This is a genomic window from Bradyrhizobium sp. CCBAU 25360 (genome assembly GCF_028128695.1).
Lineage (GTDB): Bacteria > Pseudomonadota > Alphaproteobacteria > Rhizobiales > Xanthobacteraceae > Bradyrhizobium > Bradyrhizobium ottawaense.
Genome location: NZ_LBJA01000034.1, coordinates 123,065 through 149,566, shown reverse-complemented (window position 1 = coordinate 149,566; position 26,502 = coordinate 123,065). Strand labels below are relative to the sequence as shown.

Sequence of the window (26,502 nt, the reverse complement as noted above, 5' to 3'; positions counted from 1 at the left end):
CGTCATGCCCGGGCTTGTCCCGGGCATCCACGGCCTTAGACTAGCAGTGAAGCAAGAAGAGCGTGGATGGCCGGGACTTGATCGAGAAGACGCGCTTTGCGCTTTTGCCGGCCATGACCGAGACTGACGGAAACGATCCAAGCCCATGCTGACCGAAGCCGCAACCTACGACGAACTCACTCGCAACTTCCGCTGGGACATCCCGGCGCGCTTCAACATGGCGGAAGCGTGCTGCGATCGGCATGCCGACGGCACCGGCCGGCTCGCGCTGATCTATGTCGACGAGAACGGCGCCACCACGCGAACCTCCTTCGACGAGGTCGCGGACATGTCGCGCCGCTTCGCCAACGTGCTGAAGGCGGATGGGCTTTCGCGCGGCGACCGCGTCGCGGTGTTCCTGTCGCAATCGCTGGAGCTGCCGATCGCGCATATGGCGGCATTCCGCTCAGGCCTGGTCTCGATCCCTCTGTTCGCACTGTTCGGCGAGGACGCGCTGGAATTCCGCCTGTCGAATTCACAGGCGAGGGCAATCATCACCGATGAGGCGGGCTGGGAGAAGCTCACGAAGATCCGCGAGCGGCTGCCCTATCTGCAGGACATCTATGTCACGAGCGGCGCCGTCCACGCCGGCGCAAAGCCATTCTGGCCGGCGATCGAAACCGCGTCCGAGGACTTTGCGACCGTCGACACCGCCGCCGACGATCCCGCGCTGATCATCTACACCTCGGGCACGACGGGAAATCCCAAGGGCGCGCTGCATGCGCACCGCGTCGTGCTAGGCCATCTCCCCAATGTCGAGATGTGTCACAACTTCCTGCCGCGTCCCGGCGATCTCATGTGGACGCCGGCGGACTGGGCCTGGATCGGCGGCCTCGTCAACGGCCTGCTCGCATTCTGGTATCACGGCATCCCCCTGGTCGGGCATCGCGCGCGCAAATTCGAGCCGCAGGCGGCGATGCAGATGATGGCCGACCTTGGCGTCCGCAACGTCTTCCTGCCGCCGACCGCGCTCAAGCTGATGCGGCAGGCCGGGGTGAAGCATCCGGGCGTCAAGCTCCGCAGCATCTTCACCGGCGGAGAATCGCTCGGCGGCGAACTGCTCGGCTGGGTTCGCGAGACTTTTGGTATCGACGCCCATGAGGTGTTCGGCCAGACCGAGTGCAATCTCGTGATCGGCAGCAACTCCAATCTGTTTCCGATCCGCCCGGGTTCGATGGGCAAGGCGACGCCGGGCTTCGACGTCCGCATCGTCAACGACAAGGGCGAAGAATTGCCGCGCGGCCAGCGGGGCATCATCGGCGTGCGCCAGCCATGCCCCGTCACCATGCTCGAATACTGGCGCAATCCGGAGGCGACGGCGAAGAAATATGCCGGCGAATTCCTGCTCACCGGCGATCTCGGCGTGCAGGACGAGGACGGCTATTTCTGGTACGTCAGCCGCGAGGACGACGTCATCACCACCGCCGGCTATCGCGTCGGCCCGTCCGAGATCGAGCACACGCTGATGAAGCATCCCTCGGTGGCAATGGCCGCGGTGGTCGGCATCCCCGATCCGATCCGCACCGAATCGATCAAGGCCTGGATCGTGCTGCGCCCCGGCTTCACCGGCACCGACGCGCTGGCGCGCGAGATCCAGGAGTTCGTCAAGGTGCAGCTCGCCGCGCATGAATATCCGCGGTTCGTCGAATTCGCCGAGACGCTGCCGATGACGGCGACAGGCAAGGTGCTGCGGCGCGAGCTGCGGGCCAAGGGCTGACTCTTACAAGGGCTGACTTCTTACAAGGGCTGACTTCCGACAATGGCCAGGACGTCTCAAGCCGCGGGACTTCACCGCGCTTCGCTCGACAAGCTGCACGATCTCGATGCGGCGCTGGAGCTCATGTATTACGGCTGGCGCGGCATGACGCTGGAAGCCGACGAATATCTCGCAAAGCAGGGCCTGTCGCGTCCGCATCATCGCATCCTCTACGTGGTGGCGCGGCGGCCCGATATTGCGATCGGCTCGCTGCTCGAGGTCCTCGGCATTTCCAAGCAGGCCTTGAGCCGGCCGCTCAGTCTGCTGCTCGAGCGCAAGCTGGTGACGTCGAAGCGCTCGCCCGAGCAGCATCGCTCCAAGCTGCTGCGTCTGACGGCCGCCGGGCAGCGCATCGAGCAACGGGCCTCGGACCACGAGCGCAAGGTCTTGCGCGAGGCGTTCGATCGCGTCGGCGCATCCGGGGCGGCGGCATGGATGGCGGTCATGGGGACGATCGCCGACAACAATTGACCGTTCTTAAAGTCAATATAGTTGACATGAGAAGCGGGCTTTGTCACTGTCCTGGCAACGAGCCGGGGAGGGCTCGTGTCATGAGCGGACAGAATCCATTGAGCGCGCAGAAAATGAATCGCGTGGCCGCCGAACGCTTCGTCGCGGCCTGGTGCGCGAGCTGGTGCAAGGTCGATATCGACGCGGTGGTGGCGCATTTTGCCGAGAATGCGCAGATGCGCAGCCCTCTGGCGCTGACGCTGACCGGTTCTCCCGTCGTCGCCGGCATCGAGAATATCCGCGCCTATTGGCGCAAAGCCTATGGCCACATCGAAAGCGCGGACCTGAGGATCCTGAGCTGGAGCTGGGACGACACCATCGCGCGCCTGACGGTGTGGTGGCAGCTGGGAGACACGCGCGCCAGCGAGTTCATGGATTTCGACGATACGGGGCGCGTCGTGCGCAGCGAAGCCTTTTACGGAAAATGACCATGCGCCTTTCGGATATCGTCCTGCTCCTCAACACGCTGTGGTTCGGCGGCGCCTTCATCCAGTTCAGCATTGCGCAGGCCAACACCCTGAAGATCTTGCTGCCGCGGGAAGAGCGCAGCAATCCGATCGCGCCAACCCTGGCGGCCAGCGTCGCGTTCCTGGGCGGGATGAACCTGCCGATAGGGGTGTTGTCGTTCTACCTTCTGGCTGCGCGTCCGCTCTTCTTTCAGCCGGTCGAGGCGCAGCTCACGCTGTTCCTGTTCTTTTCGGCCTGCCATTTCAGCCAGTTCGCCTATAACCTCCCGGTGCTGATGCGTGGCGGACGCGTCGGGGTCGCCTACTGGCCGGTGTTGAAGGGGCCGATGCTCCGGATCTTCGTCATCGACGCGGGCCTGTTCGCGGCCAATCTCGCAGTGGCGCTCCAGCTCGCGATAGCATCCTGATCTACCGCGACGGCTCCGAGAGCGCGGCCCGCAGCATCGCCGCAAGATCCTTTCGCCGGAACGGCTTGGTCAGAATGCGGGCGTCGCCGACCCCGTCCGGTGTCTTGACGGGCGTCTGGCTGTAGCCGGAGGTGAAGAGCACCTTGAGATCAGGCCGCAGCCCGGTTGCTTGCCTCGCAAGCTCCGGCCCGAACATGCCGCCGGGCATGACGACGTCGGTGAACAGCAACTGGATGTCCCCGGGCTGGCGCAGCACCTCCAGCGCCGCCGGTCCGTTCGACGTGGCGATGACCCGGTAGCCCAGCGTCCTGAGCTCGTTCTCGACATAGGCCCGCACCATGTCGTCGTCTTCGACGAGGAGAATGGTCTCGTGTCCCGCTTGTGTGACGGTCGCTTCCGCCGGGCGCAGGTCCTGGCCTGGCGGCGTTGCGATACGGGGAAAGAACAGCCTGACGACACTGCCTCGTCCCGGCTCGGACTGCATCTGCACAAGTCCGCCGGACTGTTGTGCAAATCCGTAGACCATGCTCAGGCCCAGGCCGGTCCCCTTGCCGACCTCCTTGGTCGTGAAGAACGGCTCGAACGCGCGGCTGACCACCTCGGCGCTCATGCCGCTGCCGGTATCGGTGACGGCCACCATCACATAGTCGCCGGGCCGCGGCTCGCCGTTGACGTCGAGGTCGGATTCACCGAGCGAGCTGTTATGGACCTCGACCGTCAGCTTGCCGCCCTCCGGCATCGCGTCGCGCGCGTTGAGTACGAGGTTGAGTAGGGCCGTCGTCAGCTGGCCGGGATCGACGCTGGTCGGCCATAAATCCCGGTCGAACGCGAAGCGGCACTCGATGTGCTCGCCCAGCGTCCGGCGCAGAAGCTGCTCCATGCCGAGCACTTTCTCGGCGATGTCGATCTCTCTCGGCCGCAGCGGCTGCTTGCGCGCGAAGGCGAGCAGGCTCCGCGTCAGGTCAGAACCGCGCTCGGCGGCGGTCGCGATGTCGCCGGCAATGCGGTGCAATTCCTTGTTTCCCGCCAGCCGGTCGGCGAGATGCTCCGAGTTGCCGAGAATGACGGTCAAGAGATTGTTGAAATCATGCGCCACGCCGCCGGTGAGCTGGCCCATGGCTTCCATCTTCTGGGATTGGCTGAGCTTCTGGTTGAGATCCGCGATCGCGGCGCGCTGCTGTTCTAGCGATTCGGCGGTGCCGTTGAGCAGGCTCATCAATCCGCCGAGCTCGCCGCCCGGATGGGGCTCCGGAATGCGGGCGCTGAGATCGCCGCGCGCGAGCCTCTTCGCCATGGTGGCGAGCCGCCCGATCTGGCGGCCGATGCTCACGGTCGTGAGGATCCATAAGCCGGCCAGGAGCAGCAGCAAGGCCACCGCGAGAATCGCCATATCCTCGTAAAGCCGGCGGTTCGCCGCCGCGACCAGTCCGTCCTTGGAGCGTCCGACCATGATGGTGAGGCCGGCCTTGCGCATCGAGGGCGAGCGGGCAACGCCCCAGATCTGCGTGCGGCCCCCGCGGTCGGTGACTTCCCGAAATGGCTCGCCATCGGGCGCTGCGGCAAAGCGGAACAGATCGGAGCCCGCAATGGTCCCGCCGACAGGCTCGCTCCAGCCGCCGCCCTTGGGGGCGACCAGGACCGTACCTTTGGCGTCGACGAACAGGATATCCTTCTCGGCGAGCAGCCGCTTGTCGTGAAATTCCGCGAATTTGTTCAAGTTGAAGGACGCGAGCAGCACGAACTTCAGCGCGCCCGTCTCCGATCGCACGGGATAGGCGATCTGCAGCACCGATAGCCCGGTAAGACGGCCGAACACCGGCTCTGCGGCAACGACGCCTTGAAGACCCTTGACCTCTTTGAAATAGCCACGGTCGTTCAGGTCGAGGGTGCGGTTGGTCCGAAGCGAGTCGCAGAACAGGCTGCCGTCGGGATCGATGGTCAGGATGCCCGTGAACTGCGGGTATTCTTCGCGCACTTCCGACAGAAACGCCGAGCACGCCGCCTTGTCGCGCGTGTCGAGGTCGCGGGCCCGGGCCAGACCGTAGTGGAGCTGGGCGGTGCCCTGGATCTTCTCGTTCAGATCGCTGGCGATGTCGTCGGCGGATGCGGCCAGATTGGCCAGCGCCGCGTCGATCTCGCTGGCCCGGTTCTGCACGAAGCGCAGCCCGACCAGGATCGCCGGCACGAGCATGGCGGCGATGACGAGGATCAGTAACCGGGTACGCAGGCTCATCGGTGGGGCGGTCCGCTCTCAGGCGTATCTGCTCGGAGGTATAATTTGCGGCACGATCGTCTGCTCAGTCCATAGCCATTGGGCGAAAATCGCACTGATGGTCAAGGATTTCACACCGCGAGCATAGTTACCTCGCCGCTATTCTTCGCGCCGGCTCGCATCAAGTTGCGCCTGCGCGCGGCGGCGCTAGTATCGCAGCCTGCGCGCGACGAAGATCGCGTCGATGTGTGGAGGGAGCTGATGTCCATCTCCGGCAAGGTCGATCCGGTGGTACGTCGCGTCGCGGCGACCGACATCGCCGAGGCGCTGGTCGAGGGTCTGCGCGATTTCCAGGCGCTGCCGTTCTACGGTCTCTGCTTCGGCGCGCTCTACGCCGCCGGCGGCATCGCCATCATGCTGTGCCTCACCGCCTTCGGCATGGTCTATCTCGTCTATCCCCTGGCGGCCGGCTTCGCGTTGATCGGGCCGTTCGTGGCGATCGGACTCTATGAGGTCAGCCGCCGCCGTGAGCGCGGCGAGCCGGTCTCCTTCGGCGCGATCTGGTCGGCCGTGCGCGCGCGCAGCGAGATCGGCTGGATGGCGTTCGTCACGCTGTTCGTGTTCGTGATATGGATGTACCAGGTGCGGCTTTTGATCGCGCTCCTGCTCGGCCTGCACGCTTCGTTCTCGAGCCTTCAGGAATTCATGACCGTGGTGCTGACCACGAATGAAGGCCTGCTGTTCCTCGGCATCGGCAATGCGGTCGGTGCGGTGCTGTCGCTGATCCTGTTCTCGTTGACCGTGGTGTCGTTTCCGCTGCTGCTCGACCGCGAGGTCGATTTCGTCACGGCGATGGTGACGAGCGTGCGCGCAGTGGTGACGAGCCCGCTGCCGATGATCACATGGGCCGCCGTGATCGTGATGCTGCTGATCGTCTCGGCGCTGCCTTACTTTCTCGGGCTGATCGTGACACTGCCCGTGCTCGGGCATGCGACCTGGCATCTTTATCGGCGGCTGGTGGTGCCGGCGGCGTAAGAAGGGAGCCGGGCGCGACGGCGGCGAGCTATTCGCCCGTTGCCAAGCGGCGAACGCCGGATGAGGTCAGTTCGAGTTCGCCGAGCCGCCTGATCGCATAACCCAGGTTGACCAGGCGTTCGCCGTGTCCTTGCGGAATATCGTCCTGCGCCTTGCCCTTGCCGACCTCGGCCAGCGACGCGAATTCATCGGCGCTGAGCGCAGCGGTGCTGTCTGTCATCAGGCGACCTCGTTCGTCCATACCTTGAAATTGAGCAGGGTATTCGGCCCGAAGGTCTGGGTGATCGGGACGTCTGCGGCGTCGCGTCCCTGTGCGATCAGCACGCGGCCAATCCGCGGCGTGTTGTTGCGCGGATCGAACATGTGCCAGCTCCCACCGATGAAAGCCTCGAACCAGGCCGCGAAATCTCCCGCAGGCCACGGCTGCGGTGTGCCGATGTCGCTGAGGTAGCCGGTGCAATAACGCGCCGGGATGTTCATGCAACGGCAGAAAGCGATGGCGAGATGGGCATAGTCGCGGCATACGCCCTTGCCTTCGTCGTAGGCTTCCCGGGCTGTCCTGGTCGCACGCGCGTGCTCATGCCCGAACGTGATGCGGCGATGAACAAAATCGCAGATGGCCTGGACCCGCGCCCAGCCCGGCGGCGTCTGCTCGAACAACTTCCACGCGATGTCCGACAGGCGATCGGTCTCGCAGTAGCGACTACCGAGCAGATAGACGAGCGCGTCGGCCGGCAGCGCTTCGACGGCGTGCTGAATCGCTTTTGGAAACACCGGGTCGGGCAGGCCGCTGTCGCCAACGACGCCATCGCCGGCAAGGCGGAAGGCGCCGGCTGGCGCTACGATGCGGCTGCACCAATTGCCGAAGAGGTCGCGATAGGGACTGATCGCCACCGAGGGGCTGGTGGTCAGCAGATCGGGCACGATCACATCGGAGGCGCGCGTGAAGTGCGTGCCCAACACCATGATCATGGGCGTCGGCTGCGGGAATTCGTACAGCATCTCGTACCCGACGCGGAGCTTCATACGAAACACTTTCCCTTGGCTAAGCTCTCAACATGGCTACGAAGCGGTCGAACACAAGGCTTCGACCGCCTTATTCGCCCGCGAGCGGCATTTGGCGCTTCAAAAGCGCGGCGCGGGCGAGAAAACGATAGCTAATTGCAGTGATTGCGCGCACGGTGCGCCAATGTCGGGCAGGCCGGTCGTCTCTGCGCACACAGGCCGCTACGACTCCAAGCGCGCGACGTGAACGGCTCATTTCTGGCGTCGGCGGAACCGACACGTCGTAACGACGACCATTGGCGTATTGCCCGTTTCAGCGGCTGGGCCGCGCGCGGCGGGCTCGTGCCGCTCGATGACGGGAAGATTCCATCGCGGTCGATGTGAGATCGAACGCCAACCGAAAGCACCTGATGCAAACGCTCTCCCCACGGCACGTCAAGGCAGACGAAGCGCTCCGGCTCGGCGTGGAGTCGGGCTGGTACGCGATCAAAGTCAGCGGGACCTTTGTCTCGGGGCCGCACGACTCTGAAGGGGAATGCCGTCGCAAGATCGACGAGATTCATCCGCCGCTGGTGAAGAAGAAGCGATGAGGGCCCAGGTTCCGGCCGCTACGGCGTCTTGATCCCCATCGCCTTCAGCGCATCCAGCATCCGCTGCGGCGGGCCCATCTTCACCACCAGCGGCTTGCCGGTCTCGAGCACGCTCTTGAGACCGGACAGGATCGCCGGCCAGCCCTGCCGTCCGCCTTCGAGGATGTCGTCGCCGAGCGGGCGGTCGTGGCCTTCGCTCATGGTGAGGCGGACCGCATCGCCGGCCTGTTCGATCTCGTAGGTGACGAGCGTCGGGCCGAGCTTCTCGATCAGCTTGGGCCAGTTCACGTTGAATGTGACCGAAAGCTTTCGCGGCGGATCGTAGGCGAGAACCTCGCCGCTGATGTGCAACGCGCCATCGGGCGTGCGCACGGTGAACGCACCGCCAAGACGCGGCTCGACCTCCACGGCATTGCCGAAGAAATACTGCTTGCTGAACTCGGCCGAGGTCAGCGCCTCCCATACCTTCTCCGGCGTCGAAGCGATGTAGATGGTGTAGACCGTCAGCGGCTTGAATTGATCGAGGTTCATTTTGCGTCGAATCCCTTGTTGAGCGCCGTGCGCGGGATGGCGAGCACTTTGCCGCTCTCCAGCAGGCTCTTGAGCCCGGACAGGATCGCCGGCCAGCCATTGGAGACGGCGCCGAGATATTTGCCGCCCTCGACGAAGCCGTCATGCAACACGGTCAAACGCACGAGCGCGCCGAACGGTTCGATGGTGAAGATGACGCGTGAGATCGGCTCGCCGCGCAGCTCTTCGAACTTCTGGTGCTTGAAGCTGTAGGACAGGCGGCGCGGCGGATCGGCCTCGAGGATCTCGCCGGAATCGGTGATCTCGCCGTCGAGCGTGAGCGCAAAGGGCGAGCCGGCTTTCCAGTCGGAGCGGACCTCGGCGCCGAACCAATATTGCCTGGTGAATTCGCTCGACGTCAGCGCCTCCCACAGCTTTTCCGGCGTGGTCTCGATATAGGTCACGTAGACGAACTCCGGCTTACTCATCGCGCTTCTCCAACTGGCGTTTCAACTCGCTGAGTGCGGCGAGCTTGCCGCGCTCGAATTTTTTGATCCAGCGTTCGCCGATCTGATGGATCGGCACCGGGTTGAGATAGTGCAGCTTCTCGCGGCCATGCCTGATAGCCGTGACCAGATTGGCCTCTTCCAGAATGACAAGGTGCTTGGTCACGGCCTGCCGCGTCATCGCAAGGCCCTCGCAGAGCTCGTTCAGCGTCTGGCCGTTTTTGGCGTGAAGCCTGTCGAGCAGCGACCGTCGTGACGCATCGGCGAGCGCTTTGAAGACCTCATCCATGACACCGATAATAGGCAACCAAATGGTTGCGTGTCAAGCGCGCCGTCATTCCGAAACCGCGCAGCAATTATCCGGAATCTCGAGATTGCGGGTTCGCACTTTGTGCGCCCCGGAATGTCCAGCCGCAGAATCGTGTTTTGGTCGCCCGCAATCGGCCGTGCTAGCCTTTCAGCTCAGCCAACGCAGATTGGTTCCGGGAGGATTTTCATGTTCCGTCGCGTTTCATTTGCTGCCGCTCTCGTCCTTTTCGCGTGCAGCACCGGGGCCCAGGCGCAGAAGCAGACCATCGGCGCGCCGCCCGAAGCGTCCAACATGAAGCTCGTCGGGAGCAACGACCTCCAGGCCCGCAGCGCCTATCAGCCGACCATCCATCACCAGGGCGATCGCTGGATCGCCTATATCGGCCATCACGGCGGCACTGATGATGTGCCCGCGCCTGTCAACCCGATGACGGGCAAGGCCGAGCCGAACGGAACCTCGATCGTCGACGTCACCGATCCCGCGCGACCGAAATATCTGAGGCATCTGCCGGGGCAGGAGGGCAAGTACGACTCCGGCGGGGCGCAGATGGTGCGGGTGTGCGACGGCAAGGCGTTGCCGAAGGGTGATCCCAACGCGGTCTACATGCTCAGGACCTTCGGCGGCGAGGCGCATGAGATATGGAACGTCACTGATCCCGCGAGCCCGGTCCTCATCACGCGCATCGGCGGCCTGAAGGACACGCACAAGAGCTGGTGGGAATGCGACACCGGTATCGCCTATCTCGTCTCGGGCGCGCCGGACTGGCGCACGCGGCGCATGACGCAGGTCTATGATCTCTCCGATCCCGCGCATCCGCAGAAGATCCGCGACTTCGGACTGCCCGGTCAGGAGCCCGGTTCGACCGGCGCGGTGCCGACCGAGCTGCACGGGCCGTTCTCGACCGGGCCCGATGGCAACCGCGTCTATTTCGGTTACGGCACCAACAAGGGAGGCATTTTGCAGATCGTCGATCGCGACAAGCTCCTGAACGGGCCGAAAGAGCCGACGCCGGACAATCTGCGCTATCCCGAGATTTCGCGCATGCCGATGTCGGCCTTCAACGGAGCGCATACGACGTTTCCGATGCTCGACATGCCGATCGCCGAATTCGCCGAGGACAAGGACGGCAAGACCCGCGACATCGTCATGATCGTGAATGAAGCGATCCTCAACGAATGCGGCGAGGCGCGGCAGATGGTGTGGTTCGCCGACGTCACCACCGAGACGCGGCCGATGATGATCTCGAGCTACACCGTGCCGGAGGCGAGCGGGCAGTTCTGCCAGCGCGGCGGCCGGTTCGGCTCGCATTCCTCGAACGAGAGCATGGCGCCGGTCTATTACAAGAAGATGGCTTTCATCGCCTTCTTCAATGCCGGCGTGCGCGCGCTCGACATCCGCGATCCCTATCACCCGAAGGAGGTCGGCTATTTCATTCCGTCGATCACTGGCGCAACCGACAAGCGCTGCATCCCGATCGAGGGCGGCGAGCGTTGCAAGGTCGCGATCCAGACCAACAATGTCGAGACCGATGATCGCGGCTTCATCTACATCGTCGACCGCGCCAATACCGGCCTGCATATCCTGGAGCTGACCGGCCCGGCGCGCAATGTCGCCGGCCTGCCGAAGAACTGACGATGCGGCGCGGGCGCTAGGACTATCGCATATGGAGCGATTTCACCCGTGGCCATCCTTCGAGACGCCCGCCGTTGGCGGGCCCTCAGGATGAGGATCGAGTGCGTGGGCAGTCGTTTCAACGAGCACCGATACTGCTTAGCCTCATCCTGAGGAGACCGCGAAGCGGTCGTCTCGAAGGACGAGGCGCGCGCTCGAGTCGCGCAAAAATGCCATTGGCGACTGCCCTGCCGCGTGCGGGAAGAGGGAATAAGCCAGCTTCCGTTCCCGCCCGTCCCATGCATTAATGCCCCAGACCCCACCAGCCGAGTCCTCCCCATGATGTCCATGCAAGCCTATTTCGCCTTCGTCGCCGCCTGCATTGCGTTGGCGCTGCTGCCGGGGCCGATCGTCACCCTCGTCATCGCCAACGGCCTGCGCCACGGCACGCGTGCTGCGCTGACCAACGTGGCCGGTGCGCAGGCCGGCCTTGCCATCGTCATCGGCATCGTCGCGGTCGGCCTGACCTCGCTGATGGCGACCATGGGCTACTGGTTCGACTGGGTGCGCTTTGCCGGCGCCGCTTATCTCGTCTGGCTCGGCATCAAGCTGATCTGGGCGCCGGTCGAGGGCGTCGATGTCGACACACCGCCTCCGCCGCCGCGCGGCGGCTTCTTCCTGCAGGGTTTTCTGGTGCTGCTGTCGAACCCGAAGGTGCTGGTGTTCTTCGGCGCCTTCATCCCGCAGTTCATGGACATGAACCAGCCGCACTTTCCGCAAGTCGCGCTGCTGGGCGCAACCTTCATGGTCACCGCCGTGGTGACCGATGCGCTTTACGCCATTGCCGCAGGCCGCGCGCGAAAATTCTTCTCGGCGCGCCGCACGCGGATGATGTCGCGCATCTCCGGCGGCTTCATGATCGGCGGCGGCATCTGGCTGGCGCTGACCAGGGCGAAGTGAGGCTTATACCAGCAGCTCCGCCTTCAGCTCCACCGCGACCCCGGCAAGGATTCTTGCCAGCCGTTCGGCCCATTGCTGCTGGCCCGCGTGGTCGGCGATCAGATCCTGCCGGATCTCGATGCCGGTGTTGACGAGGCCGCGCCCTTCGCCGTGGACGGGGATGGTGTAGTCGGTGAGGTCGCTGACCGCGTAAGGCTCGTTGTCGCCGACGACGAGGTCGCCCTCTGCGCGCAGATGCTTGAGCAGCAGCTGCGGCAGCACGGTGTCGCGGTTGTACAGCGCGGCGATGTGCCAGGGCCGCGCGACGCCGGCATAGACGGGCGTGAAGCTGTGCAATGAGACCAGCACCGTCGGCCACTTGTCGTGCAGGCGGGCGTCGATCGCGGCATCGATGCGATCATGATAGGGCTCGAAAATCTCGCGCCGCCGTGCCTCGCGCTCCCCATCCGAAATCCCTTCGTTGCGCGGGATCGCGGTCGCTTCGGAGATTACGGGGATAGAGCTCACCGCGGCCGGCGGGCGGTTGCAGTCGATCACGAGCCGCGAATAGCGCTGCGCGATCAGGTGCGCATCCAGCAACCTGGCGAGCCGCTCGGCGACGCCGGCGATGCCGATGTCCCAGGCGATGTGTCGCGTCAGTTCGGCCTCGGTGACGCCGAGATCGCCGAGCGCGCGCGGCAGCACCCGTCCGTAATGATCCGAGGTGAGCAGGAAGGGCGAAGTCCCTCCCGCGTTCACCTCATGCACCGGCGGAATATCGCCCTCATCGAGCAGTTGATCGGCGGCCTCGGCCGTGTGCAGGTCCATCCTGATTGCCTATGAAACGATTACGTGTCTAAACGGAGTAACGATATTGCACCGACGTCGCAACTTTAGAGCAGCATGACCTCCGATCGCCTTTTCGTCTACGGCACCCTGATGCGCGGCTTCGACCATCCGATGGCGCGGCTGCTTGCGGGCCACGCGGATTTTCTGGGTGAAGCGACCTGCCGCGGCAGCCTCGTCCTGGTGAAGCATTATCCGGGATTGCTGCTGTCGGAGGCAGCCTCCGACATCGTTCATGGCGAGCTCTTCCGGATGCGCGTGCCTGACGAGCTGCTGGGTGAGCTCGACATGTACGAAGCCTGCGGCGAAGGCTTTCCGGAGCCGACCGAATATCTGCGCCGGCTGATCGACGTGACGCTGGCTGATGGCGCCACGGAGAAGGCCTGGACCTATGTCTACAACTGGCCGGTCACGGGTCTGCCGCGCATCGAGTCCGGGCGCTTTCTGGAGCATTAGTTATTTTCGAGCATGATCTTCTCGGAAAACCGCTTCGCACTTTGCGCTGACGCGGCCGTCCGGGTCCGGATCATGCTCTAAGCCGACAGCACTTCCTTCACCACGCGCACGTCCACCTCGCGCTCGACGTAACTCCATTCCTCGGTTTCGCGGAGCGCCGCAACCAGTTCCTCGAACAGCCGGGCGTGCGCGGGGGCGAATTCGAACCAGGTCAGGAAATCGAAGGGCTCGCCGAGGTCGCGGCAGTGATAGAGCTGCCGCGCGATCGCGGGCAGGAAACGAAGACTGCTCGCGATGTGGTGCGATTTGTCCTCGAAAATCTTGCGGCGCTCTTCCTGGGTCAGCTCCCACCAGGCCTGCGATTTGCGGATCGGGATCAGCGCCGCGCTGGTTGCTTCCATCCGGCCGAGCCCGGCCTGCACGGCCACGAGTTGCTCCTTCTCAGGCCGCTCGGTGTAGCGCAAATTGCTCGGGGCCCCGACCAGCCGCCACGCATTGCGCGAGGGCACCAGCGGCAATGAGACGGCCTCGCTGTCGGTGACCGACAGCGCCGGCATGAAGGGCAGGGGCTCGCCGGTCACTGATGAAATCGAGGTGACGCGCCAACCCCCGCTGTGGCCGCCTCGAAACGTCCTGAACATGGCCTATGGAAGCGCGGAACCGGGGCGGGTTCAAGCTTTCCGTCGAAACTTTCGCCTGTGAATAGCCGGGAGAAGCCACACATGCTTCGTATTTCCCGGGACCGTCCCTATATGCCTATCCGGTTGGCCATAACGCCCGACTCAGCCCAGAAATCAGCATAATGCGCTTCACACCCCAATTCCTCGACGAGCTTCGTGCCCGGCTTTCGGTCTCCGAAGTCGTGGGCAAGCGCGTCAAGCTGAAGAAGGCGGGGCGGGAGTGGAAGGGGCTGTCGCCGTTCCAGCAGGAGAAGACGCCGTCCTTCTACGTCAACGACCAGAAGGGTTTTTACCACGACTTCTCCTCGGGCAAGCACGGCGACATCATCAGCTTCGTGATGGAGACCGACGGCCTGCCCTTCGCGGAAGCCGTCGAGCGGCTCGCCAGCATGGCGGGCCTGGCGCTGCCGGCGGTGACGCCGGATGCGGCGCGGCAGGAGCAGCGCCGCAGGACGCTGCATGACGTCATGGATCTCGCCGCGACCTATTTCGCGGAGACCCTGGCCTCGCGCGTCGGCGCCAAGGCGCGCGGCTATCTCGCCGACCGCGCGATCTCGCCGGCGACGCAGTTGCAATTCCGCCTCGGCTATGCCTCGCCCGATCGCTTCGCGCTGAAGGAGCACCTCGGCAAGCTCGGCGTTTCCGTCGACGACATGGTCGAGACCGGCCTGCTGGTGGCCGGCAACGACATTCCCGTGCCGTACGACCGCTTCCGCGATCGCGTGATGTTCCCGATCACCGATCTGCGCGGCCGCGTCATCGCTTTCGGCGGGCGCGCGCTGGAGAAGGACGTTCCGGCAAAGTACCTGAATTCGCCGGAGACGCCGCTCTTTCACAAGGGCGACAATCTCTACAACCACCAGACCGCGCGCAAAGCCACCCATGACGGCAGCGCGCTGGTCGTGGTCGAAGGCTATGTCGACGTCATCGCCATGGTCACCGCGGGCTTTGCGGGCGCGGTTGCGCCGCTCGGCACCGCGCTCACCGAAAGCCAGCTCGCGCTGCTCTGGAAGATGGCGGACGAGCCGATCCTCTGCTTCGACGGCGACCGCGCCGGCCAGAAGGCGGCTTATCGCGCTGCAGACCTTGCCTTGCCTTTCCTAGCACCCGGAAAGAGTCTTCGTTTCGCGCTGTTGCCGGAGGGGCAGGACCCCGACGATCTCGCGCGCTCCGGCGGTCGCGGCGCCATCGAGGAAGTCATCGCGGCGGCGAAGCCGCTTGCCGAGATGATCTGGTCGCGCGAGCTCGAAGGCGGCAATTTTGCCACCCCCGAGCGCCGCGCCGCGCTGGAGGCGCGCATCAAGGAGCTCACCAACGGCATCCGAGACGAGGTGGTGCGGCGCTATTATCGCGACGAATTCGTCGAGCGGCTGCAGCGCGCCTTTGCGCCCGAGGGTGGGCGCGGCGGCTTCGGCGGCCGGGGCAATTTCCGCCAGGGTGGCGGCGGCCGCCAATTCCAGCCCCGGGCTGCGGGAGGCGCGAATCGATTCGGTGGCCAGGGGTTCGGTGGAGGCTTCGGTGGCGGCCGCCGCGGCGCGCCCGGCCCCACCCTGTTACCCTCCGGCCCCTACCAGGCGGCGAGCCCGCAGCTGGCGGCAAGCCCGATCATGCGCGGCCAGCGCAGCGCCATCTCCCGCCGTGAGGCCCTGATCCTGCAAAGCCTGATCAACCATCCCTGGCTGTTGCACGACCACCTCGAGGAGGTCGCCGCCCTGGAGCTGGCCCATCCCGAGGCCCACAAGCTCAGGGCCGGCATCATCGCCGCCTTTGCCAACGACCACCACCACTCCCCGGACCCCGGCGAGCAGGCCGAAAAGATGCGCGGCGATCTCGCCAGGAGCGGATTTTCGCAAGTTCTTCAAAGGGTTGAGAGCGGCATCACGACCGCGGCGGTGTGGGGCGCCCGCGAAGGGGCCGCCCCCGACGACGTTCTCGCCACCTGGCACCAGCTGGTTGCCTTGCATCGGCAATACCATTCACTACTTAGAGAGTTGAAGGACGCCGAGCTGGCCTTGGGGGAGGACCCCAGCGAGGCCAATTTGGCGTGGCTGCGTGACGTCAAGGCCCGTCTGGCCGAGGTCGACGGCACCGAGGCCCTGATCGAGGGTTTTGGCGAGCTGTCGGGCCGGTTCCAGAAGAGCGTGTGATGAAAGAATCATGCGGACGGCCGGAGCCGGAACCGCTAAAAGACTCGCCAAATCCAAGGTTTGGCGGCAAAAACAGGGTTAATCGAGGCTTAACGGTCTTGTAGCACTTTGGCCACCAGGCGGCCGCAGGCAGAACAGACGCGTCAGGAATGAATCCGCGCATTGCTGTTGGCACTACACCTGCATCCGCTGCGACAAAGAGGCTGACGAAGCGTTAGGCATTTCCGGCGAGAGAGAGTTGGGGGTGGCGAGAGACATGTGCGCCGCCCTTTCCGTGTCGAGAGCTGCCGAAGCGAGAGCGTCGGGCAACAGGTTCATGTGAATTCAGGCAGGCGCGGCGAGCCGACTGCATTGAAGCGCGTTTAGGAGCAATGGATGGCCACCAAGGCAAAGACGCTGCAGGCGAAGGACAAGGAAAAAGACGACAAGGCAGCGGACGCGCCGGAAAAGGATTCCCAGGACGCGCCCTCGCCGTTGCTCGACCTGTCCGACGCCGCCGTAAAGAAGATGATCAAGCAGGCCAAGAAGCGCGGCTTCGTGACCTTCGATCAGCTCAACGAAGTCTTGCCGTCCGACCAGACCTCGCCCGAACAGATCGAGGACATCATGTCGATGCTCTCCGACATGGGCATCAACGTCACCGAAGCCGACGATAGCGAAGGCGAGGACGACAAGGACGAGGGCGGCGAGGACGAGACCGACAACGAGCTCGTCGAGGTCACCCAGAAGGCCGTCACCGAGGTCAAGAAGAGCGAGCCGGGCGAGCGCACCGACGATCCCGTGCGCATGTATTTGCGCGAGATGGGCACGGTCGAGCTCTTGTCCCGCGAAGGCGAAATCGCCATCGCCAAGCGCATCGAGGCCGGCCGCGAGGCGATGATCGCGGGTCTGTGCGAAAGCCCGCTGACCTTCCAGGCCATCATCATCTGGCGCGACGAACTCAACGAAGGCAAGATCTTCCTCCGCGACATCATCGATCTCGAAGCCACCTATGCCGGCCCCGACGCCAAGGCCGGCATGAACAATGCGATGATCGCAGGTCCCACCGGCGAGAACGGCGAAGCGCCCGCCGAGGGCCAGGCCGCCGCGACCGGCGCCCCCGCGCATGTCGCTCCGCCCGCCGCGCCGCCGTCGCCGACCCCGTTCCGTGCCGCACCTGCGCCGGGCGGCGCTGAGGCCGGCGAGGAGAAGGATCCGGGCGAGGCCGCGGCCGAGTCCGACATGGACGACGACGAGTTCGAGAACCAGATGTCGCTCGCGGCCATCGAGGCCGAGCTCAAGCCGAAGGTGGTCGAGATCTTCGACAAGATCGCCGACAGCTACAAGAAGCTGCGCAAGCTTCAGGAGCAGGACATCCAGAACCAGCTCCAGAACGAGTCGCTCTCGCCGCACCAGGAGCGCAAGTACAAGAAACTGAAGGACGAGATCATCGTCGAGGTGAAGTCGCTGCGCCTCAACCAGGCGCGCATCGACTCACTCGTCGAGCAGCTCTACGACATCAACAAGCGCCTCGTCTCGCACGAGGGCCGCCTGATGCGCCTTGCCGACAGCCACGGCGTCGCGCGCGAGGACTTTTTGCGCAACTACACCGGCTCGGAGCTCGATCCGCGCTGGCTCAATCGTGTCTCGAAACTCTCGGCCAAGGGCTGGAAGAACTTCGTCCATCACGAGAAGGACCGCATCAAGGATCTCCGCCACGAGGTGCATCAGCTTGCAGCCCTGACCGGCCTCGAGATCGTCGAGTTCCGCAAGATCGTGCACTCCGTGCAGAAGGGCGAGCGCGAAGCACGCCAGGCCAAGAAGGAGATGGTGGAAGCCAACCTCCGTCTGGTGATCTCGATTGCCAAGAAGTACACCAACCGCGGCCTGCAGTTCCTCGACCTGATCCAGGAAGGCAACATCGGCCTGATGAAGGCGGTCGACAAGTTCGAGTACCGCCGCGGCTACAAGTTCTCGACCTACGCGACGTGGTGGATCCGGCAGGCGATCACCCGCTCGATCGCCGACCAGGCCCGCACCATCCGCATTCCCGTGCACATGATCGAGACGATCAACAAGATCGTGCGCACGTCCCGCCAGATGCTCAACGAGATCGGCCGCGAGCCGACCCCGGAAGAGCTCGCCGAAAAGCTCGGCATGCCCTTGGAGAAGGTGCGCAAGGTCCTCAAGATCGCGAAAGAGCCGCTCTCGCTCGAGACGCCGGTCGGTGACGAAGAGGATTCACACCTCGGCGATTTCATCGAGGACAAGAACGCGATCCTCCCCATCGACGCCGCGATCCAGTCCAACCTGCGCGAGACCACCACGCGCGTGCTGGCGTCCCTGACGCCGCGCGAAGAGCGCGTGCTCCGCATGCGCTTCGGCATCGGCATGAACACCGACCACACGCTGGAAGAAGTCGGCCAGCAGTTCTCGGTGACCCGCGAACGTATCCGCCAGATCGAGGCCAAGGCGCTGCGGAAGCTGAAGCATCCGTCGAGGTCGCGGAAGCTGCGGAGCTTCTTGGATAATTGATCCAAGCATCCTTCAAAACGAAAACGGCGGGCCGAGGCCCGCCGTTTTTAGTTGTATCTTTGTGCGATGCTGCCGCGCTCGGGGGCTACACCATTTCGCTTCGTTTAGGCGCATGAAATCTCAGGGCTGCGTCTACGATCTGGTCGCCGTACTTTGTCCGCATCCTGCTGAGGAATGACGGTTCGTTTGCCACACAAAATCCAAGTAAACCCTTTAGGCGACTTCGCTCTTTCCGGTCTAACATTTCCTTGGACGATCTATGGAGCATCGAAGAGATCAATCTCTTTCTTTCTCTCCCTACGGAGATGTCTCCGATCGGGGTCACAACGAGACCGGTGACGAGTCTTCGTTGGCCCTTCTTGTAAAGGCCTCGCTTTTCATCATTGAAAGCAAGCACTGGCGATTTCAAACTCTTTACGGAGCGCCTCGTAAATTTCTCGAAAGCCTGGATAACGTCCAATGTCGGCCCAGATAAGGTGATGTCGTCAGCATAGCGCGTATAGATGACCCCTACTCGCTCCGCCTCTGCGCTAAGCGTGACGTCTAGATCATAGAGCAGAATGTTCGAAAGCGCCGGCGACGTAGGTGCACCAATCGACAAGCATCTTGGCGTAATTGATCTCTTCTGCTGCCCCCAGAACATGATCTGCGAATAGAGTCTAATGTCGCTATGTTGCACCTCGGCGTTTGGGGTGCGCTTCGCAAATTTCTCCCAATCCGCAACCTTGATTGACGGGAAGAATTGCTGAAAATCTAGCTTTAGAATTGGACGAGACCCCGCATGAGCTAATGCATTCTGCAGGATATTGCGGCCTTTGGCGTAGGCCATGGAATTCGGATGAACACGATAGCCAATCAGTTTCTTGTAAAGTATGTAATTCTGAATGGCCTTAAGTTCTCTCGAAGGCTGGGCGATTGTTCGCCAACCAACTCCATCGCGCTTTGGAATGTCATAGACCTTGTATCGTGCAGGGGCCGTCCCAATAATGCGCTGTATTTCAGCCGCACTTAGCCCGATTTGTTCTACAAGTTCGCGCAGCAGGCTCATGCGGTTGCTGCCAATCTCGCGGCCGTTGCCTCGGTGCGGATATGGGACGGCAGAGGTACGGCCTTGCGTAGTGCGGCCGTTACGGTCAACTTTCGACGCACGCTAACGCGTTCGCTCACTCCAGGTTTGAATTCATATTCAAATGGATCAGCGTCGTGCAGGGCCCAGAGGTAGTCCTTATTCGAATACGATCGACGTTCAATCCAGCCAGCGAGCTGCATGCAGTAAAGTTTGTTCTTTATTGTTTCGTCAGTGGCGCTCGGAAGGATTAATCGGACATAGTCTCGAAGCTGCGTAGTGCTTACCGCGAGGCAGAGATGAACAATCCAATAGATTACATAGAAGATTTCGGCTTCGCCGAGTTTAGTAAAGATAGTTGATGCTGGAACTGAACTGACGTGTTCGTCAAGAAATTTTACAATTTGTGCGTAATGGGGCTTCGTTGAGCTTAAGTTTAGCGTGCCGTTAGCGTGAACCCGCCATGGATAGACTGCCAAGTTCGCACGCTTTGCATTTTTGATCCTTTCGATTGGTCCATAGCGGACAAACGATTCGGCAATCTCGTGTTGTTGTTGAATCACAACTCGAAGAGCGCTGCGTATCGTTTCGTTTGCGGTGAAGGCTCCCAGTTCTGCCAGCGAACCGGGGCTTTCTGCGATGACAAGTACGACAGCAGATATTCTGGCGATATCTTCCTCAAACGATATTAGATCGCCGTACTCGCTGTCACGGAAGAGTTGCGTTGCTTTCTCTGCGAGGACGATATTGTAGCGATTCGCAATCTGTCTCACGCGAAATAGATAATCCCGGAGATTGACCGGTTTGGCGTTCTGGTCTTTCGAAATATAACCGCCGCACAAAAACATAAACTTCGACGGACGAGATACTCTTACCCCGTCCAGTCTCAAATCGTCGTAGAGGACACGAAGCTCAGCGACCAAAGGTCTCTTTACCCTTAAAGGTAGGAACAAGTTTGGCGAGCTTATCGTCCCGGAGGGCGAGGAGCGAAGGCGACGAGAGATAAGCTCGACGGATTTGTTCCTACCGATAAGCCTTAACAATACCGAATTGTCTGGCGAAACGCCCGACACAAGCTCAGCTAGCAAGCCAGTGAACTTGAACGCGTAAAGAGTGGAACAACAGTTGGATTAAGAATCTCCGTTGGTCAATATCCCCTCTAAGTTGTCAACAGGCGGAGGGAGTCTAAAAGACGGTAACGCGTTGCTACCGCGAACGTATCCGCCAAATCGAAGCGAAGGCACTGCGCATGCTGAAGCATCCGTCGCGGAGCCGGAAGCTGCGGTCGTTCCTGGATAACTGATTCGGATCGTCATGCCCGGGCTCGACCCGGGCATCCATCCCAAACGAAAACGGCGGGCCGCAAAGCCCGCCGTTTTTCATTTGTGCTGACGCGTCGTGTGTCGCGCGACCACCGCCCTACTTCTTCTTCACCCCGACCCGCTCGATCCGCTTGATCTCGAGCGCGGGGCGGCCGCTCTTTTCGGCGATCTCGCGGTCCTGCTCCATGATGAAGTTGCGCGCGGGTTCGTCGCCGTCGAGGCCGCCGAGCAGTTCGCTAGGAACGCGGCGGTTGGAGCGCTGGGAATCGTCTTCATAGAAGACGTTGAAGAAGGCGAATTCGCCTTTGGGATTGGTTCCGGGTTTCTTGGCCATGGCGGCTTGTCGTCGATTGGAGGGCCGCAGTCAAATGACTTTGGCGGCCACCGATGTCAGTCCAGGCCCGAACGCGACGGGGATCGATGCGGCTGATTGAAATCGGGCTGCGGGGAGGGCGGCGGGCGCCTGTTGCGATCTGGCGAGACCCTTGCTCAACCAGCCCTTGTTCAGGCAACGCTTGCCTCAATAAACGGCGGGCCGAAGCCCGCCGTCTATTTCTGGTCTTCAGTGTCGCCCGGGGCTGGCGGGGCGACAACCTAAAATAGAAGGCTATAGAAGGTGCCCTGCGATGGCAAGGCAAATCGTGGCGGCGTCGATGTCGCAGCCAGCGGATCAGATATGCGGGGGTTGCGACGTGTGATTACCATCCACGTCGAAGCAATTGTTTAGAACGTCAAATCAATTTGTTCATCTTGCCGGCTTCGCGATGCAACGCGCGTGCCGTGCAGTGTCGGAAGGCGCGCCAACCTGCACCTCTTCCCGCCTGCGTGCAGACAGTGTGATCCCGATCCGCAATAGCGGGTTCCATCGTCGCCGCTCATGTCTCAATGCGTGCGCGTGCGCCGCGCCGTCTCCTGCACCGCGAGCCGCGAGCCGCGATCCGTGTCCGCCGCCCTTGCCGCTGTGCTCTTTAAGTCCCTGCGCCATGATCGCGCTGCCCATCGCAGCCGAGCCGAAGGTGATGAGGAAGGATGCCAGCAGCAGCGCGAGCGCGATGCCGGGCGAACTGTCGGCGAAGATCAGCTCGCGCAGATGTCCGGGGTTGAGCCAGAGCAGGCCGCCGACGAGCAGCGCCGCGGCGCAGGCGCCGATCGCGAGGTTGATGGCGAGCAGGCGGAACAAGGGGATGCGCAGGAGCGAGGGGCGGGCCGGCTTGTTCTGATGGTCGGGCATCGCTGGTTGCCTCAGACTTTGTCGCGCCCGGGAATGACGAGAGAGAGAAGTCTGCGGCATCCATCTCACGCCGTCCGCGCCGCGATGTTGACCCGCATCAAACTCCCGCGCGACGTTTCACGGCGCCACCAGCTCCACGCGCCGGTTGAGCGCGCGGCCGGCGTCCGTCGCGTTCGGGCCGACCGGCGCCAGCAATCCGACGCCGGCGGTGCGCAGGCGTGTCGGCACGATCCGAAAGCTCTTCACCAGCTCGGCGGCCACCGCCTCCGCGCGACGCTTGGAGAGGTCGAGATTGTACTCATAGGCGCCCTGGCTGTCGGTGTGGCCGACGATGAAGACGTTCAGTTGCGGCTGGCTCGCGAGCAGCCTGGCGATCTGCTCCAGCGTCGGCCGGCTTTCCGGTTTCAGCACCGCCTTGTCGGTGTCGAAATAGATGCCGTAGAGCGCGATGTGGCCGGTCTCGCCAAGACCCTTCGCCATCGCGGCGGCGTCGACCATCTTGTTCGCGATGGCCCCGAGCTCGGCGATCGTGACCTGCGCGGTGATGTCCTGGTTGTTCTGGCTGACGATGACGCTGGCATAAATCTCGCGCCCGCCTTCGGCCTTGCGGCCGGCAAAATAGCGGTAGTTGAAACCGTCGACCCACATCTGCGGCACCGGCAGCGTGTCGATGCTTTCGGTGAAGGGGATGGCGCCGCAGGCGTCGGTGTCGCAGGCCAGCAAGGTCTCGAAGCCGGCCTTGGCAAGCTGCGTCTCGAAATTGCGCGACACCTCCAGGATCGAGGGCCCGGGATTGGTGCGATAGGCGATGCGGATGATGCGGCCCTCGAGCCGCCGCGCGTCGGTCGGCTGGCCGTCCCTGAAGCTTGCGGCCTGCATCCGTGCCGCGTCAAAATCCTTCACCACATAGCCGGTGACGACGCTGCCGGCGAACCGGCCGATGCCGGGATAGTCGCGCGCGCCCGCCACGTCGCGCGTCTGCGCGGAGGCGGGGATTGCGTGCAGGACGAGCAGGGCGGCAAGGACGAGCATTCCCGGGATGTTCTGCGGCGCGGACATCGGCACTCTCTGTCGGTTGCGGGGGACGGGACGCAAGACGTTAGTCTCGCGCGCCGTCCTGCCGGTTCTAACCGACGAACCAATCCCGGTTCGATTGTCCCGGAAAGCGCGCAGCCGCCTCAGGCCGCAGGCGTGGCCCGGCCGACGGCCCCACGCTCCTGCGCCGCCTGCTGCCGTTCCATCATGGTCTGCCAGAGCGTTGCGATGCTCGCTTGCGTCTGCGGCGCGATCAGGCAGTGGCCTTCATTGTCGAAGCCGCAGAACCGCACCGAGGGGTCCTTCTTCACCTCGATCAGCGCCTGGTTGATCATCTCCAGGCACGTCATGACCCCGCCGATGTCGGGCAGGCGGGTGTGATGCAGGATGTCCATCAGGCGGAAGGTCATCACCGCGGGCTGGCCGAAGCTGATGCCGGGACGGCCGAGCTCGAGCAGCACGTTCACGGCCGGAAGCACGCCCCTGATGTGCTCGAGCACGCCGGCGACGTCCTCCACGCTGCAGGCGACGAGATGGGAGGCCTGGGGCGGGATCGTCACGGGCGCGCGCGGCGCAAGGCCGAGCGAGGTGATGACCTCCTGTTCGATCCATTGCCGCACCGCTGCGGGGGCATTGCGGATCTGCTCGGCGGTCAAGGTAATTCCGGTCATGGACGCTTCTCCTGGGCGACTCTCCTGTTCGCTGCAATCTAGGAAGCGGGACGTGAGACAGTTTGATGCGGATCAAGCCTTCTGATTCAAGTCTTGCGCTTTCAAGCCTTGCGCTTTGACGCTCGCGTCTTTCCCGGGCATGATCCGCACGCTGCTTCGCAGCTAGGATTTTCAGGGGATTGCTCCACATGCTGAGACTGCTTCTCGCCGCCGCGTCCGTCCTTTGTCTGGCCGGCGGATCGGCGCAGGCCGCGCGCTGCGGCGGCGACTTCAACAGCTTCGTCGCCAGCATGGCCCAGGAAGCGCAAGCGGCCGGCGTCTCGGCAAGCGTAACCAGCGCGGCGCTCAGCGGCGTCACTCCTGATGGCGCGGTGCTCGCCTTCGACCGGCGCCAGCGCCACACCTTCAACAAGAGCTTTGAGCAGTACGTCTCGACCCGCGTCGGCCCCGGCCGCATCAATGGCGGCCGCGCGCTGCTACAGCGCCACGCCGCGCTGCTCTCGCGCATCGAGCAGCAGTTCGGCGTGCCACGTTATATCCTGGTCGCGATCTGGGGCTTGGAGAGCGATTTCGGCAAGGGCGACATCGGCAAGATGCCGGTGGTGCGTACGCTGGCGACGCTCGCGCATGATTGCCGCCGCACCGATCTGTTCCAGGGCGAGCTGCTCGCTGCGCTGAAGATCGTGCAGCGCGGCGACCTGCCGCTGCACGACCTCATCGGCGCCTTTGCCGGCGAGATCGGACAGACCCAGTTCCTGCCGTCGTCCTACATCAAATACGGCGTCGATTTCGACGGCGACGGCCATGTCGATCTCCGCCACAGCGTCCCCGACGTGCTCGCCTCGACCGCAAACCTGCTCCACACCAGCGGCTTCAAGATGGGCCAGCCCTACGGCGAAGGCACCGCCAATTTCGAAGCGATGCGCGAGTGGAACAGGGCGGTGGTGTATCGCAAGACGATCGGGTATTTCGCCGATCGGCTCGCGGGGCAGTGACCACATACTCAGTCTCGTAGGGTGGGCAAAGGCGCAACGCGCCGTGCCCACCATTTCCATCCGTCGTCGGAAGTCGTGGGCACGCTCCGCTTTGCCCACCCTACGACGGCGCAGCTTGTCGTTTGTAGGATGGGTAGAGCGCAGCGAACCCCATCGCGTACTCTCTTTGCGGAAACATGATGGGTTTCGCTGCGCTCTACCCATCCTACGAATTCACGTCCCCTTCGCCATTTTCTCCAGCCGCCGCTGCAGCGGCGCCCAATACGTTGCCGGGCGGAAGCGCTGCAAAAGGTCCATGAAGCGGGCGTCGTTGCCGATCAGGATGCGGGGTTCGTTCTTCTCGACACCCCTGATGATGCGCAGCGCGGCGTCTTTCGGCGTGGTCCTTGCCGCGGTCTCGAACCGCTCGATTGATTGCGCGCGGCGGGAATTGTCGGTGACGCCGACCCCGGTGCGGGAGTTGCGCGCGATGGCGGTGGCGACGCCGCCGGGATGCACGACCGACAGCCTGACCGGGCTGCCCGCCACCGCGAGCTCATGCCGCACGCTCTCGGAGAAGCCGCGCACCGCGAACTTCGCCGCCGCATAGGCCGATTGCCCCGGCGGCGCGATGATGCCGAAGATCGAGGAGAGGTTGACGATATGCGCCTCGGGCCTCGTCTTCAGATGCGGCAGGAAGGCGCGCGTGCCGCGCACCACGCCCCAGAAATTGATGTCGAACAGCCAGTCCATCTGCGCCTGGTCGATCTCCTCGAACGAGCCCATCAGCGCGACGCCGGCATTGTTGACGACGATGCCGAGCGCGGGATGCGCGGAGATCGCCTCGTTTGCGAACTGCGCGATGTCGTCGGGTTCGCCGACGTCGATGCGGTGCACGCTGACTTTGCGTCCCGCACCGATCTCGGCCGCGAGCGTCTTCAGCCCGGCCTCGTCACGGTCGGCCAGCGCGAGATCGCAGCCGCGCTGCGCAAGCTCGATCGCCAGCGCCCGGCCGATGCCGCTGGCGGCTCCCGTGATGGCGGCGGCGCCGCGAATCGCTGTCATGATGTTCCCCGTCAAGCCCCTGATGCGGGAACTATGCTTTACATTTTTTCAGAATGGAACCGAACCGCAGCCGAGTTGGCTCCTTAACTTACGTTACGCGAGCAAGCATTGGGAGACGCCGATGGGACAAGCACAACCATTTCGCGCGACTGCGCTGATCGTCGAGGACGACGTCATGCAGCGGGAGATGCTCAGCCTGCTGCTGGAGGAGAGCGGCTACCAGGTCATCCAGTGCGAAAGCGCCGAGGCCGCCGAGCGCGTCCTCGACAAGAGCGCCGGCGCGCTCTGCCTGATGATGACCGACGTCCAGCTCGCGGGGCGCATGACCGGCGTCGAACTCGCGCACGTCGCCAAGGACCGCAATCCCAAGCTCGACGTCGTCGTCACCTCCGGCCGTCCGTTGAGGCAGCCCTTGCCCGACGGCGCAAAGTTCTGGGCCAAACCCTGGGCGCCACTCGACGTGCTGCGCGAAGCCGAGCTCGCGCAACTGGCTTGAGCGAAGGTTTCACTATCAAATCCGTCATCCTGAGGCGCGAGTGATGGGGCGCTCGGCGCCCCACCGGGAGCCTCGAAGGATGCACGGCCGAGATGCAGCCGG

27 protein-coding genes and 1 pseudogene are annotated in these 26,502 nt (G+C 63.5%); 13 read left to right on the top strand and 15 right to left on the bottom strand.

Going from position 1 to position 26,502, the window contains the following annotated elements; translation table 11 throughout:
* Window positions 1-145: 145 nt before the first annotated feature.
* From XH81_RS11455 to XH81_RS11440, 4 genes are all read left to right on the top strand, one after another.
* Entirely contained in the window at window positions 146-1,756 is a 1,611-nt protein-coding gene (locus XH81_RS11455) for an acyl-CoA synthetase (RefSeq protein WP_271591252.1), read from the top strand.
* 42 nt (window positions 1,757-1,798) lie between these two features.
* Window positions 1,799-2,266, top strand: a complete 468-nt coding sequence (locus XH81_RS11450; protein ID WP_095426765.1) for a MarR family winged helix-turn-helix transcriptional regulator — start codon at window positions 1,799-1,801, stop codon at window positions 2,264-2,266.
* An 80-nt stretch (window positions 2,267-2,346) separates the two neighbouring features.
* A complete protein-coding gene (locus XH81_RS11445; protein WP_271596191.1) occupies window positions 2,347-2,733 on the top strand; it encodes a nuclear transport factor 2 family protein in 387 nt (128 codons plus the stop codon).
* Between the two features lie 2 nt (window positions 2,734-2,735).
* Window positions 2,736-3,179: a hypothetical protein gene (locus XH81_RS11440; protein ID WP_028140486.1), complete on the top strand. Its 444-nt coding sequence runs from the start codon at window positions 2,736-2,738 to the stop codon at window positions 3,177-3,179.
* Between the two features lies 1 nt (window position 3,180).
* Here the strand turns inward: XH81_RS11440 and XH81_RS11435 are convergent, their stop codons facing one another.
* Window positions 3,181-5,412: an ATP-binding protein gene (locus XH81_RS11435; RefSeq protein ID WP_028140485.1), complete on the bottom strand. Its 2,232-nt coding sequence runs from the start codon at window positions 5,410-5,412 to the stop codon at window positions 3,181-3,183.
* Between the two features lie 240 nt (window positions 5,413-5,652).
* Here XH81_RS11435 and XH81_RS11430 point away from each other — a divergent pair, with 240 nt between their 5' ends.
* Window positions 5,653-6,426 carry a DUF2189 domain-containing protein gene (locus XH81_RS11430; protein WP_028140484.1) on the top strand — a complete coding sequence of 258 codons (774 nt, stop codon included), beginning with the start codon at window positions 5,653-5,655 and terminating at the stop codon, window positions 6,424-6,426.
* Window positions 6,427-6,454: 28 nt separating this feature from the next.
* Here the strand turns inward: XH81_RS11430 and XH81_RS11425 are convergent, their stop codons facing one another.
* Together XH81_RS11425 and XH81_RS11420 are read right to left on the bottom strand one after the other, a co-directional pair.
* A complete protein-coding gene (locus tag XH81_RS11425; protein WP_028140483.1) occupies window positions 6,455-6,646 on the bottom strand; it encodes a hypothetical protein in 192 nt (63 codons plus the stop codon).
* Window positions 6,646-7,452, bottom strand: a complete 807-nt coding sequence (locus XH81_RS11420) for a transglutaminase-like domain-containing protein (protein WP_028140482.1) — start codon at window positions 7,450-7,452, stop codon at window positions 6,646-6,648. Before XH81_RS11420 ends, XH81_RS11425 begins: the two co-directional genes overlap by 1 nt.
* Window positions 7,453-7,841: 389 nt before the next feature.
* Between XH81_RS11420 and XH81_RS11415 the strand changes: the two genes are divergently transcribed.
* On the top strand, window positions 7,842-8,021 hold the full coding sequence (locus XH81_RS11415) for a hypothetical protein (RefSeq protein WP_028140481.1): 180 nt from the start codon (window positions 7,842-7,844) through the stop codon (window positions 8,019-8,021).
* Window positions 8,022-8,039: 18 nt separating this feature from the next.
* On the opposite strand, the gene XH81_RS11410 is transcribed toward XH81_RS11415, so the two are convergent.
* From XH81_RS11410 to XH81_RS11400, 3 genes are read right to left on the bottom strand one after another with little or no spacing between them, the layout of a single operon-like run.
* A complete protein-coding gene (locus tag XH81_RS11410; RefSeq protein WP_028140480.1) occupies window positions 8,040-8,552 on the bottom strand; it encodes an SRPBCC family protein in 513 nt (170 codons plus the stop codon).
* A complete protein-coding gene (locus XH81_RS11405) occupies window positions 8,549-9,019 on the bottom strand; it encodes an SRPBCC family protein (RefSeq protein WP_028140479.1) in 471 nt (156 codons plus the stop codon). The genes XH81_RS11410 and XH81_RS11405 overlap by 4 nt, the downstream gene beginning before the upstream one ends.
* Complete coding sequence (locus XH81_RS11400; protein WP_028140478.1) at window positions 9,012-9,326, bottom strand: ArsR/SmtB family transcription factor; 315 nt, start codon at window positions 9,324-9,326, stop codon at window positions 9,012-9,014. Before XH81_RS11400 ends, XH81_RS11405 begins: the two co-directional genes overlap by 8 nt.
* Window positions 9,327-9,533: 207 nt before the next feature.
* Here XH81_RS11400 and XH81_RS11395 point away from each other — a divergent pair, with 207 nt between their 5' ends.
* Together XH81_RS11395 and XH81_RS11390 are read left to right on the top strand one after the other, a co-directional pair.
* Window positions 9,534-10,979: an LVIVD repeat-containing protein gene (locus XH81_RS11395; RefSeq protein WP_028140477.1), complete on the top strand. Its 1,446-nt coding sequence runs from the start codon at window positions 9,534-9,536 to the stop codon at window positions 10,977-10,979.
* A gap of 318 nt (window positions 10,980-11,297) precedes the next feature.
* The gene (locus tag XH81_RS11390) at window positions 11,298-11,918 is read left to right on the top strand and encodes a LysE family translocator (RefSeq protein WP_080670083.1); all 621 of its coding nucleotides are present in this window, start codon (window positions 11,298-11,300) and stop codon (window positions 11,916-11,918) included.
* Window positions 11,919-11,921: 3 nt separating this feature from the next.
* On the opposite strand, the gene XH81_RS11385 is transcribed toward XH81_RS11390, so the two are convergent.
* Window positions 11,922-12,725 carry an N-formylglutamate amidohydrolase gene (locus XH81_RS11385; RefSeq protein ID WP_028140475.1) on the bottom strand — a complete coding sequence of 268 codons (804 nt, stop codon included), beginning with the start codon at window positions 12,723-12,725 and terminating at the stop codon, window positions 11,922-11,924.
* Between the two features lie 75 nt (window positions 12,726-12,800).
* Here XH81_RS11385 and XH81_RS11380 point away from each other — a divergent pair, with 75 nt between their 5' ends.
* On the top strand, window positions 12,801-13,199 hold the full coding sequence (locus XH81_RS11380; RefSeq protein ID WP_028140474.1) for a gamma-glutamylcyclotransferase family protein: 399 nt from the start codon (window positions 12,801-12,803) through the stop codon (window positions 13,197-13,199).
* Between the two features lie 77 nt (window positions 13,200-13,276).
* Here XH81_RS11380 and XH81_RS11375 read toward each other — a convergent pair whose 3' ends face one another.
* On the bottom strand, window positions 13,277-13,840 hold the full coding sequence (locus tag XH81_RS11375; RefSeq protein WP_271596190.1) for a chlorite dismutase family protein: 564 nt from the start codon (window positions 13,838-13,840) through the stop codon (window positions 13,277-13,279).
* Window positions 13,841-14,001: 161 nt separating this feature from the next.
* On the opposite strand from XH81_RS11375, the gene dnaG reads away from it, so the two are divergent.
* Entirely contained in the window at window positions 14,002-16,026 is a 2,025-nt protein-coding gene (gene dnaG, locus XH81_RS11370; RefSeq protein WP_271596189.1) for a DNA primase, read from the top strand.
* Window positions 16,027-16,401: 375 nt separating this feature from the next.
* Window positions 16,402-18,540 (top strand): RNA polymerase sigma factor RpoD, encoded by a 2,139-nt coding sequence (gene rpoD / locus XH81_RS11365; RefSeq protein WP_212474904.1) that lies wholly within the window; start codon window positions 16,402-16,404, stop codon window positions 18,538-18,540.
* An 85-nt stretch (window positions 18,541-18,625) separates the two neighbouring features.
* Here the strand turns inward: rpoD and XH81_RS11360 are convergent, their stop codons facing one another.
* The 6 genes and pseudogenes from XH81_RS11360 to XH81_RS11335 all read right to left on the bottom strand — a co-directional run bounded on the left by XH81_RS11360 (window position 18,626) and on the right by XH81_RS11335 (window position 23,865).
* The gene (locus XH81_RS11360) at window positions 18,626-19,588 is read right to left on the bottom strand and encodes a retron St85 family RNA-directed DNA polymerase (protein WP_271596188.1); all 963 of its coding nucleotides are present in this window, start codon (window positions 19,586-19,588) and stop codon (window positions 18,626-18,628) included.
* The gene (locus XH81_RS11355; RefSeq protein WP_271596187.1) at window positions 19,585-20,529 is read right to left on the bottom strand and encodes a retron St85 family effector protein; all 945 of its coding nucleotides are present in this window, start codon (window positions 20,527-20,529) and stop codon (window positions 19,585-19,587) included. Before XH81_RS11355 ends, XH81_RS11360 begins: the two co-directional genes overlap by 4 nt.
* 496 nt (window positions 20,530-21,025) lie before the next feature.
* Window positions 21,026-21,262: a hypothetical protein gene (locus XH81_RS11350; RefSeq protein WP_028140470.1), complete on the bottom strand. Its 237-nt coding sequence runs from the start codon at window positions 21,260-21,262 to the stop codon at window positions 21,026-21,028.
* 548 nt (window positions 21,263-21,810) lie between these two features.
* Window positions 21,811-22,159, bottom strand: a pseudogene (locus XH81_RS11345) (hypothetical protein).
* A gap of 117 nt (window positions 22,160-22,276) precedes the next feature.
* Window positions 22,277-23,191 (bottom strand): OmpA family protein, encoded by a 915-nt coding sequence (locus XH81_RS11340; protein WP_370126370.1) that lies wholly within the window; start codon window positions 23,189-23,191, stop codon window positions 22,277-22,279.
* 146 nt (window positions 23,192-23,337) lie between these two features.
* Window positions 23,338-23,865: a hypothetical protein gene (locus XH81_RS11335; RefSeq protein ID WP_152103545.1), complete on the bottom strand. Its 528-nt coding sequence runs from the start codon at window positions 23,863-23,865 to the stop codon at window positions 23,338-23,340.
* Window positions 23,866-24,053: 188 nt separating this feature from the next.
* On the opposite strand from XH81_RS11335, the gene XH81_RS11330 reads away from it, so the two are divergent.
* Window positions 24,054-24,860, top strand: coding sequence for a lytic murein transglycosylase (locus XH81_RS11330; RefSeq protein ID WP_152103544.1), 807 nt, complete (start codon window positions 24,054-24,056; stop codon window positions 24,858-24,860).
* A gap of 213 nt (window positions 24,861-25,073) precedes the next feature.
* Here the strand turns inward: XH81_RS11330 and XH81_RS11325 are convergent, their stop codons facing one another.
* Window positions 25,074-25,904 (bottom strand): SDR family NAD(P)-dependent oxidoreductase, encoded by an 831-nt coding sequence (locus XH81_RS11325; RefSeq protein ID WP_038971081.1) that lies wholly within the window; start codon window positions 25,902-25,904, stop codon window positions 25,074-25,076.
* A gap of 121 nt (window positions 25,905-26,025) precedes the next feature.
* Between XH81_RS11325 and XH81_RS11320 the strand changes: the two genes are divergently transcribed.
* Window positions 26,026-26,400 carry a response regulator gene (locus XH81_RS11320; protein WP_028140464.1) on the top strand — a complete coding sequence of 125 codons (375 nt, stop codon included), beginning with the start codon at window positions 26,026-26,028 and terminating at the stop codon, window positions 26,398-26,400.
* Window positions 26,401-26,502: the final 102 nt, after the last annotated feature.

Bases quoted from the DNA above. Each gene is read 5' to 3' on its own strand.
- XH81_RS11420 (WP_028140482.1), bottom strand. From the start codon at position 7,452: ATGAAGCTCCGCGTCGGGTACGAGATGCTGTACGAATTCCCGCAGCCG.
- XH81_RS11395 (WP_028140477.1), top strand. From the start codon at position 9,534: ATGTTCCGTCGCGTTTCATTTGCTGCCGCTCTCGTCCTTTTCGCGTGC.
- XH81_RS11375 (WP_271596190.1), bottom strand. From the start codon at position 13,840: ATGTTCAGGACGTTTCGAGGCGGCCACAGCGGGGGTTGGCGCGTCACC.
- XH81_RS11360 (WP_271596188.1), bottom strand. From the start codon at position 19,588: ATGAGCCTGCTGCGCGAACTTGTAGAACAAATCGGGCTAAGTGCGGCT.
- XH81_RS11350 (WP_028140470.1), bottom strand. From the start codon at position 21,262: ATGGCCAAGAAACCCGGAACCAATCCCAAAGGCGAATTCGCCTTCTTC.
- XH81_RS11340 (WP_370126370.1), bottom strand. From the start codon at position 23,191: ATGCTCGTCCTTGCCGCCCTGCTCGTCCTGCACGCAATCCCCGCCTCC.
- XH81_RS11430 (WP_028140484.1), top strand. From the start codon at position 5,653: ATGTCCATCTCCGGCAAGGTCGATCCGGTGGTACGTCGCGTCGCGGCG.
- XH81_RS11445 (WP_271596191.1), top strand. From the start codon at position 2,347: ATGAGCGGACAGAATCCATTGAGCGCGCAGAAAATGAATCGCGTGGCC.
- dnaG (WP_271596189.1), top strand. From the start codon at position 14,002: ATGCGCTTCACACCCCAATTCCTCGACGAGCTTCGTGCCCGGCTTTCG.
- XH81_RS11415 (WP_028140481.1), top strand. From the start codon at position 7,842: ATGCAAACGCTCTCCCCACGGCACGTCAAGGCAGACGAAGCGCTCCGG.
- XH81_RS11410 (WP_028140480.1), bottom strand. From the start codon at position 8,552: ATGAACCTCGATCAATTCAAGCCGCTGACGGTCTACACCATCTACATC.
- XH81_RS11435 (WP_028140485.1), bottom strand. From the start codon at position 5,412: ATGAGCCTGCGTACCCGGTTACTGATCCTCGTCATCGCCGCCATGCTC.
- XH81_RS11440 (WP_028140486.1), top strand. From the start codon at position 2,736: ATGCGCCTTTCGGATATCGTCCTGCTCCTCAACACGCTGTGGTTCGGC.
- XH81_RS11405 (WP_028140479.1), bottom strand. From the start codon at position 9,019: ATGAGTAAGCCGGAGTTCGTCTACGTGACCTATATCGAGACCACGCCG.
- XH81_RS11380 (WP_028140474.1), top strand. From the start codon at position 12,801: ATGACCTCCGATCGCCTTTTCGTCTACGGCACCCTGATGCGCGGCTTC.
- XH81_RS11325 (WP_038971081.1), bottom strand. From the start codon at position 25,904: ATGACAGCGATTCGCGGCGCCGCCGCCATCACGGGAGCCGCCAGCGGC.
- XH81_RS11450 (WP_095426765.1), top strand. From the start codon at position 1,799: ATGGCCAGGACGTCTCAAGCCGCGGGACTTCACCGCGCTTCGCTCGAC.
- XH81_RS11385 (WP_028140475.1), bottom strand. From the start codon at position 12,725: ATGGACCTGCACACGGCCGAGGCCGCCGATCAACTGCTCGATGAGGGC.
- XH81_RS11390 (WP_080670083.1), top strand. From the start codon at position 11,298: ATGATGTCCATGCAAGCCTATTTCGCCTTCGTCGCCGCCTGCATTGCG.
- XH81_RS11330 (WP_152103544.1), top strand. From the start codon at position 24,054: ATGCTGAGACTGCTTCTCGCCGCCGCGTCCGTCCTTTGTCTGGCCGGC.
- XH81_RS11455 (WP_271591252.1), top strand. From the start codon at position 146: ATGCTGACCGAAGCCGCAACCTACGACGAACTCACTCGCAACTTCCGC.
- XH81_RS11320 (WP_028140464.1), top strand. From the start codon at position 26,026: ATGGGACAAGCACAACCATTTCGCGCGACTGCGCTGATCGTCGAGGAC.
- XH81_RS11425 (WP_028140483.1), bottom strand. From the start codon at position 6,646: ATGACAGACAGCACCGCTGCGCTCAGCGCCGATGAATTCGCGTCGCTG.
- rpoD (WP_212474904.1), top strand. From the start codon at position 16,402: ATGGCCACCAAGGCAAAGACGCTGCAGGCGAAGGACAAGGAAAAAGAC.
- XH81_RS11335 (WP_152103545.1), bottom strand. From the start codon at position 23,865: ATGACCGGAATTACCTTGACCGCCGAGCAGATCCGCAATGCCCCCGCA.
- XH81_RS11400 (WP_028140478.1), bottom strand. From the start codon at position 9,326: ATGGATGAGGTCTTCAAAGCGCTCGCCGATGCGTCACGACGGTCGCTG.